Source organism: Saccharospirillum sp., assembly GCF_040881935.1.
Taxonomy (GTDB): Bacteria; Pseudomonadota; Gammaproteobacteria; order Pseudomonadales; family Natronospirillaceae; genus Saccharospirillum.
This window is the reverse complement of sequence record NZ_JBBECH010000009.1, coordinates 1-7,602: the sequence shown is the minus strand read 5'-3', so window position 1 is coordinate 7,602 and position 7,602 is coordinate 1. Positions and strand designations below refer to the sequence as shown.

Here is a 7,602-nt window from a genome sequence, read left to right as displayed (position 1 = left end):
TTCGACAGTAACGGTATTTACAGTGACTTTGTAACAGCCCAGTGAGTGAGTAAAGATGTACACTCAGTTGACCCCGGGTTACCGGGGTTTTTTGTTTGCCCGGCGAAGCCGACAACCCCGCCCGCCGTTCAAGTTCATCAAGGTTTAGGCCTTGCCTCAGCCTCCCAAAACCCCGACACTCCCACCTCATAATAAATTTCAACGATACGCGTCGTACTATGACCTCACGCCAACTTCTCATCGCCATCGGCTTCTCGGCAATGGCTAATTTTTTCTGGGCCACCAACGCCATCGTCGGCAAGATCGCCGTGGTGTCGCTGCCCGCTTTCACGCTGTCCCAGTTCCGCTGGTGGCTGGCATTTTTGCTGATCGCACCCTTCGGTATTCCTCATATCCGGCGGCAGTGGCCCTGGTATCGGACTCACTTTAAAACGCTGCTGTTGCTCGCGTTGCTGAGTGTCACTCTGTACAACACCCTGCAGTATTGGGCGCTAAAGTACACTCAGCCCGTGAATATCGGTGCCATGGGTGCCCTGATGCCGGTGATGATCTTCATCCTCAGCGCCTGGATGGGCATTGGAAGATTGACGGCCGCCCAATGGCTGACCGCCACGCTGGCGGTGTTTGGTGCCTATGTGGTGCTCACCGATGGGCAATGGTCAATCAGTATTGGCGGTAGCTCTTTGATCGGTGATGGTATCTTCTTTCTGGGGCTGATCTGCTGGTCGTTCTATTCGGTAATGCTGAAAAAACTGCCGGTCTGGGAAGTGAACAGCGTGGGCATGCTGACCTTTTTCATCGGTGTTGGCAGCCTGATGATTGTGCCTTTTTGGCTGAGCGGTGCCCTGCGTGGCGAGATTCTGGTACCGCCGAGCGACCTGTGGTGGACGGTCGCTTATGTCGCGGTGTTCCCGTCGTTGATCGCGTTCTTCTCCTGGATCAAGGCGGTGGGTGCCAGCAACGCCAACATCGCCGGGTTGATGATGACTACGGCGCCACTGTTCAATGCATTGTTGACGCTGGTCGTGCTGCGTGAGCCTGTGTCTGCCGCCCAGTGGCTGGGCATTGTGTGCGTCATAGTCGGCGTTGCGCTGACCTTGCTGCTGACGCAAATGCGGCAAAAAGCCAAAGAAGTTTCCATGCCGCCAGAGGACGCCTAGGTGTTTACGCGCTCTTTCAGCAGGTCTGCGAAAGGTTGCGGCCGGTAGTAATAGTAGCCTTGCAGTTCATCGCAGCCCAGCGTCGACAGCAGCGTGACCTGGGCTTCGGTTTCCACCCCTTCGGCGACCACGGTCAGATTCAGGGTGTGGCCCAAATCAATAATTGCCTCGACCAGGGCCTGATGGCGCGGCCCGTCTTCCAGACTTTGAATAAAACGCTGATCGATTTTCAGTACGTGCAACGGTAACGCCTGCAACATCCCCAGATTGGAATAGCCGGTGCCGAAATCGTCCATCGCGAAGCGTATGCCCATCGACGACAGTTCGGCCATGGCGGTTAGCGTTGTTTCGGATTCTTCGGTCAGGGAGTGCTCGGTAATTTCAAATTCAACCCGGTGCGCGGGCACATCGGCCTGGTGAATTTCACTGGCAATGAACAAGCTGAGATTGCGTTCCTCGAGCTGTTTGGGTGACAGGTTGATAGACAGCACAACGCGCTCGTCTAACTGGTCCAGATACTGGCTGAACTCCTCTAGCGCACGTCGAATAACCCAGTTACCGATTTCAACGATCAGATGGCTGTCCTCGGCAATGGGAATGAACTCGGCAGGTGAAACCGCGCCGAGTTCATGGCTGTTCCAGCGCAGCAGAACTTCCAGGCTGCACCAGTGCTGATCGACCCGGTCGACCCTGGGTTGCAACACCAGATGAAACTCGTTGTTTTGCAGCGCATAGGGCAACAGACGCAGAATGTCCTGGCGCCGGTCGTTCTCCAGGTTCATCTGGTCGGAATAAAACTGATAGCTGCCGCGGTCTATTTCCTTGGCTTTGCGCAAGGCAATTTCGGCTTTCTTGACCAGGCCCTCGTATTCCGTGTCATCGGTCGGGCTGGTGGCAACGCCCAGTGTGGCGGTGATGCTGATTCGCACCTCGTCAATTTCGATGATTTCAGTAATGGATTTCAACAAGGTGTCTGCCACAAAAATACAATGGCTGGGGTCTTTCAGGTTTTGCAGGCAAATGGCGAAGGTGTCACCTGACAGCCGGGCCACGGTGTCGCTGTTGCGAATGCAGTATTTAATGCGCTCGGTTAGTTGCTTGAGCACTTCATCGCCTACGGTGTGGCCGTAGCTGGTGTTGATGGTCTTAAAGTTATCCAGATCCAACAAAACCAGCGCCAGGTGGTTCTGGTTGCGCTGCGACAGCGAGATACCTTGCTGCACCTGCTTGCCGAAGAAGTTGCGATTGGACGCACCGGTCAGAGAGTCGTAATAACTGAGTTTCTGCAGTTCAGCTTCGGTCGATTTAATGTCGGTAATGTCGCGCAGCATACCGGTCAGTTCGCGGTTGTCGTTCAGCGCTATGGTCTGCTCCACCCACAACAAGGCGCTGGGGGTAATGATGCGGTGTTCGAATCGGGCAAACGGCTGACTGTCATCCAGCACACTTTGGGTGTGCATGGTGAAATAAGGCCGGTCGGGTTCGTAAATGTAGGCTATCACTGCATCCTGGGAGAGCTTGGGCTGATCGGTGCCAAGCAACTCCATCAACGGCGCCGACAAGGCAAACTGATCACCGGGCAGTGATGTCCAGGAGCCAAGCTTGCCAAGCCGCTGTGCTTCCAGAAGTTTGCCTTCCTGAGTTTTTAACTGCAGTCGTTCCCGTTCACGCTGGCGCATAACCCGGTATTGCGCGCCCAGCAGTAAGAGAATAAACAGCCAGACACCCAAAGCTGACGCACGCATCAGCCAGAGGGCTTCGGTTGGTGGAATCCAGCCCGCTTCGGGTTCTGCCAGAATTGTCCAGTCCAGGCCGCCATGCTCAAACCGGGTTGAAACCTGGTAGCGGCCCAGCGTGCCCTGGCTGAACAGGCGGGTTACCACCTCACTACGGCTGACTGTCAGGCCCAGTTTTAGGTTGTCCATGCCGGTCGAGACGGCCTGAGCAATGACCTGATCCAGAGAGACGACACCAGAGACAATCATGTGCGGTTGGCCGGAGACCGGTAGCCGGTATACCAGCGCAGTATCGCCCTGCAACACCTGGATGGGGCCAACGACCTTGGCGGTTTGGGTTTCCATTACCTCCCGGATATCATCAACCTGGTCGGCTACCAGTGCCGTGTTGGCACCCAGTAATTCGAGGTTTTGGGGAGTTCGCGGGTAAACATGAGTGATCACAAACTGATTGGTGATGGCGATGTTCAACAAACTGAATGTCTGGGCTGGAACTAACTGTTCCAACCATTGATGATAGCGCTCCTGGCTAACATCGGGCTGCGTTGATATCAGCAAACTGAGAGCATCGAGATACCCCCGGTTAGCAATCAGTGCAGTTTCCAACTGGCTGGACAGAGTGCCGATCTGCTCTGCAACCGCTTGTTGTTGCTGGCTGCGATCCCGTTCGATGACCAGTACTTCGAACCACTGGATCACCGGGATAACCGTTACCGCGGCCAGTACCGCAAGCTGCAGAACAGAGAGTGCTTTATGATAGTAAGCACCTACTAACACGCTACTGGCAGCAGCAACAGCGAGGGCGATATCACCGCCTGTTGAGTCAATGAAAAAGGTCGCCAGCAACAGCAACAAAGCGGTGACCAGACTCACTGCCAGCATGCAGTCTATCCTCGGCTTGGTTAAGTGTAATTCCAGTATAGCCTTGATCGAAGCCAGACGGATACCGGTTCAGCGCTTGCTGGCAGTGGGCTAAGCGGTTGGTGTGCCATTAAGGCACATCTGTCTGATCGTCGTCTTTGGCCAGCCAGCGATACAGTGTGCGACGGGTGACACCCAGTATGTCTGCAGCCCGGCGTTTATTACCGGCGGTGATCGATAGCACCTGGTGGATATAATCCCGCTGTACCGCTTCCAGGCTGGGCAGGGCACTGGTGTTGGTGGTCGGAAGCTGCCGCGGTGGTGTTTCCAGTGACCTGGTCTCGTTGTCTTCATCGTGCTCGGCAACGCGGCTAGGCAGGTGGCGACGGTCGATCTCGGCTTGGTCGCAAAAGGCAATGGCGCGTTCCACCGCGTTTTGCAGCTCCCGGACGTTCCCTGGAAAGGGGTAGGTTTCAAGTGCCTGTTCGGCCTCCCGGGTAAAACCAATAATGGCCGGTTCTTTGGTTTGCACAGCGGCCTTGAGGAAGTGACGCGCGAGCAGTAGGGTATCGCCACGGCGCTCGCGCAACGGTGGGATCGACAACGCGAAGGTTTCCAGCCGGTAGTAGAGGTCTTCGCGAAACCGTCCATCCCGGATGCACCCTTCCAGATCCTGGTGAGTCGCGGCGATGATGCGCACGTTCACCGGTGTCTCAGTGTCTTCACCCACGCGTCTGACGGTGCCTTCCTGCAGCACGCGCAGCAGCTTGGCCTGTAGGCCGAACGGCATCTCTGCAATTTCATCCAACAGTAGCGTGCCACCCTCTGCCTGACTGAACAGCCCGGGACGAGAACCGCGAGCTCCGGTAAAGGCCCCGGCGGCATGACCGAAAAACTCGCTTTCAATCAATTCGGACGGTATACCGGCGCAGTTGACGGCGATAAAAGGACCCGTCGAGCGCTGGCTTTCTGCGTGGATGGCCTTGGCCACCAGTTCCTTGCCGGTGCCACTCTCACCCAAAACCAGCACCGGCCCGTCAGCCGGTCCAATCTGCTGAATCTGATGATACAGCGACTGCATGGCTCGGCTGCGTCCAATCAGCCCCTGAAACTGATCAGAGGCGAGCAAACGCCGGTATTGCTCGACTTCAGTCTGCATTTGCTGGTGTTTCAGCAGCTTGCGCACGGTCAGAATCAGGTGATCCATGGAGAAAGGCTTGGTCAGAAACTCATTGGCCCCGGCCTTGAGCGCCTCCACCGCCTGATTAATAGTGCCGTAAGCCGTGATCATCAGAAAGCTGGGCTGTGCGCTGCCGGAACGGCAATGCTTGAGCATATCCATGCCGCTGCTGCCGGGTAACCGCAGATCGCTAATAACCAGGTCGGGCTGCAGTTCATGCAGGGTCGGAACGGCGGCTTCGGTCGACAGACAGTGATGAACCTGAAAGCCCTCGTCACTCAGTTCATCCACCAGCAGATCGGCCAGGTCCTGATCGTCTTCCACGATCAGAATGCGGGTTTGCTCACTCATGGCTTGACTCCTTTTGCACTGGCTGCGGTAACGGAAAGCTCAGTTCCGCCCGAAAACCGCCCTTTGGCCCCTGGCTAAGGGTGAGGGTGCCGTCGTGTTCGAGCGCCACATTATTCACAATGGCCAGCCCCAGCCCGGACCCCTGGCCAGCCGGTTTGTTGGTATAAAAGGGTTCCAGCAAGGTTTCGCTGGGGGCCGGGGCCGATTCATCTCCATCGTCATCTACGATGAAACGGATCGTCGAGGCGTCCGCCGTGAGGGTGACTTGAACCCAGCTGCGTGCGGCTTGCATGGCGTTGCGTATCAGGTTGACCAGTGCCAGTACCAGACGGGGTTCATTGCCAACGATGGACGGCAGGTCAGGTGCAATCTCCCAGTGAATAGCGGCCAGATGCTCGGGCCATTCCGACGACAGGTCGTGACCGGCCGTCCGGGCTACCGACTCGGGATTCAGCCGTACCTGAGCATGGCCGTCGGGTCGGCAGTAATCGAGTAACTGGCGTACGATCCGATTCAGGCGGTTGACCTGGTGTTCAATTTTGTTGAGTTGCTCATGACTCTCTGGATTATCGCCGATCTGGTTTTTCAAGCGGCGAGCCCGGCCTGAAATCACACTCAGTGGTGCGCCGAGTTCATGCGCAATGCCGCTGGCAACTCGACCGATGGCGGCCATTTTTTCCTGAGCCTGCATCCGTTTGTTCAGTTCCCGCTGGGCTTGCTGATGCTCGTGCACTTCCCGTTCAACCTGATCCAAGCCATCGAGCATCCGGTTCAGTGCGAGACTGATGTCCGCCATTTCACGCGGCCCCGTCGCCGGCACCCGGATGGACCGGTCGCCACCTTCGATGCGGTTCATGGCTTCCACCAGACGCTGCACATGACGGCCGATGCCGCGGTAATGACCAAAAATGATGATCAGAACCATAATCCCGGCCGCCACAATCCAGGCGCCCCATGAGTAAAGATTGACCACCCGGTTGGCCTTATCGAAATCACTTTCCAGCCGGGTGATCTGGATCAGGCCGTTTATCTGCCGCCCGGCGCCATACAACGGCAGGAATTGCGAAAACAGTTTACGACCGTTAATGGTGCGACTCCGTTCCTGGGTATCGCCCGTGTCCACCACGATCTGCGCGACCTGGGTATTGCTCAGGCTGGAGTCGGCGGTACCGACCGACGCAACGCGATTGCCGTTGATATCGAAAACGGTTGCTCCATATACCCGGCCAATGGAGAAAATGGAATTCAGCGCGTTTTGAATATCGGCTTCCTGACCGTTGGCCAGGCTTTCCCCAATGGGTAGCCGGACGGCCCGGGCTACCAGTTCCAGATCTTGTTTAAGGCGGTCTTCCTGCGCCGGTGCCACGGCCAGATGCAGGCTCAGTTGAACAACCATGGCCGACAACACCAGCAGTGGCAGAACCACCCAGACCAGCATCGATAAATGCAAGCTTCGTAGCGGACCCTTGAGCACGGCTACCTCCAGTCTTGTGCATAATGCCTGATCGGTCAGAGGTGCCGCTGACCGATCGGGCATGTATCGAAAGTATACACCCAATAAGCCAAGAACGAGACGTTACCGGGGCTGATCGGGTGGTTAAGTGATAGCAATGCAGGAAACAAACCAGACCGATGGCAGTAAACTGGGATGTACTTATGCCCAGAGCCATCGGCAGTGCGGCGGGCTTCCACCCGATGCAGATCGCGTCGGGTTGGACAGATGGATACAGAGTGTATCGAAAGTATCCATTTTATCTGGCCAGTTTCGGCAGTTCGAGATTGTTATCGCTTTGGATAAGCCGTAGAGCTATAAAAATCTTTTTAAAAACAATAAGTTATGTGATATTTCGAAAAAATGAAGATGGGTGGCACGATTCCAGCACTAGGGTGAGTAACCGGTGTTACCGCTGAACATGATCCAAGTGGCCCGGCATGTGAGTCATCACTTTTGAAAGTAACCTGTAACTACACTAAGGAGTGTCACTATGAGTCACCTTAAAGCGTTATTAGCCAGTCTGACCCTGGTCGCCGCAGCCGCGTTCACACCCGCCATGGCCGAAGACGGCTCCGCAACAGTGGACGATGCTCAACTGGAGCAATTTGCCTCTGCCCTGACCGATGTCCGTGATTTGGGTAATGAGTACTCTGAGCAGATCGCATCAGCTGAATCTCAGGAAGTCGCTCAGCAACTGCAGCAGGAAGCGCAGGTTGAAATGGTCGCTGCTGTTGAAGAAACTGGCATGACCGTTGAAGAATACAACCAGATTGCCCAGCAGATGAGCCAGAACCCGGAACTGATGGAGCGGGTGCAGGC

Annotated in this window: 5 protein-coding genes; 2 read left to right on the top strand and 3 right to left on the bottom strand. The window is 56.0% G+C overall.

The features are described from left to right. Nucleotides 1-218 precede the first annotated feature (218 nt). Entirely contained in the window at nt 219-1,160 is a 942-nt protein-coding gene (locus WEB54_RS00755) for a DMT family transporter (RefSeq protein WP_368052739.1), read from the top strand. Here WEB54_RS00755 and WEB54_RS00750 read toward each other — a convergent pair. From WEB54_RS00750 to WEB54_RS00740, 3 genes are all read right to left on the bottom strand, one after another. Continuing rightward, nucleotides 1,157-3,778: an EAL domain-containing protein gene (locus tag WEB54_RS00750; RefSeq protein WP_368052738.1), complete on the bottom strand. Its 2,622-nt coding sequence runs from the start codon at nt 3,776-3,778 to the stop codon at nt 1,157-1,159. The genes WEB54_RS00755 and WEB54_RS00750 overlap by 4 nt on opposite strands. A gap of 109 nt (nt 3,779-3,887) precedes the next feature. Continuing rightward, complete coding sequence (locus WEB54_RS00745) at nt 3,888-5,288, bottom strand: sigma-54-dependent transcriptional regulator (RefSeq protein WP_368052737.1); 1,401 nt, start codon at nt 5,286-5,288, stop codon at nt 3,888-3,890. Continuing rightward, nucleotides 5,281-6,762 (bottom strand): sensor histidine kinase, encoded by a 1,482-nt coding sequence (locus WEB54_RS00740; RefSeq protein ID WP_368052736.1) that lies wholly within the window; start codon nt 6,760-6,762, stop codon nt 5,281-5,283. Before WEB54_RS00740 ends, WEB54_RS00745 begins: the two co-directional genes overlap by 8 nt. 511 nt (nt 6,763-7,273) lie before the next feature. Here WEB54_RS00740 and WEB54_RS00735 point away from each other — a divergent pair. Beyond that, the coding region (locus WEB54_RS00735) for a DUF4168 domain-containing protein (RefSeq protein ID WP_368052735.1) at nt 7,274-7,602 on the top strand (329 nt) is incomplete at its 3' end.

Bases quoted from the DNA above. Each gene is read 5' to 3' on its own strand.
- WEB54_RS00755 (WP_368052739.1), top strand. From the start codon at position 219: ATGACCTCACGCCAACTTCTCATCGCCATCGGCTTCTCGGCAATGGCT.
- WEB54_RS00750 (WP_368052738.1), bottom strand. From the start codon at position 3,778: ATGCTGGCAGTGAGTCTGGTCACCGCTTTGTTGCTGTTGCTGGCGACC.
- WEB54_RS00745 (WP_368052737.1), bottom strand. From the start codon at position 5,288: ATGAGTGAGCAAACCCGCATTCTGATCGTGGAAGACGATCAGGACCTG.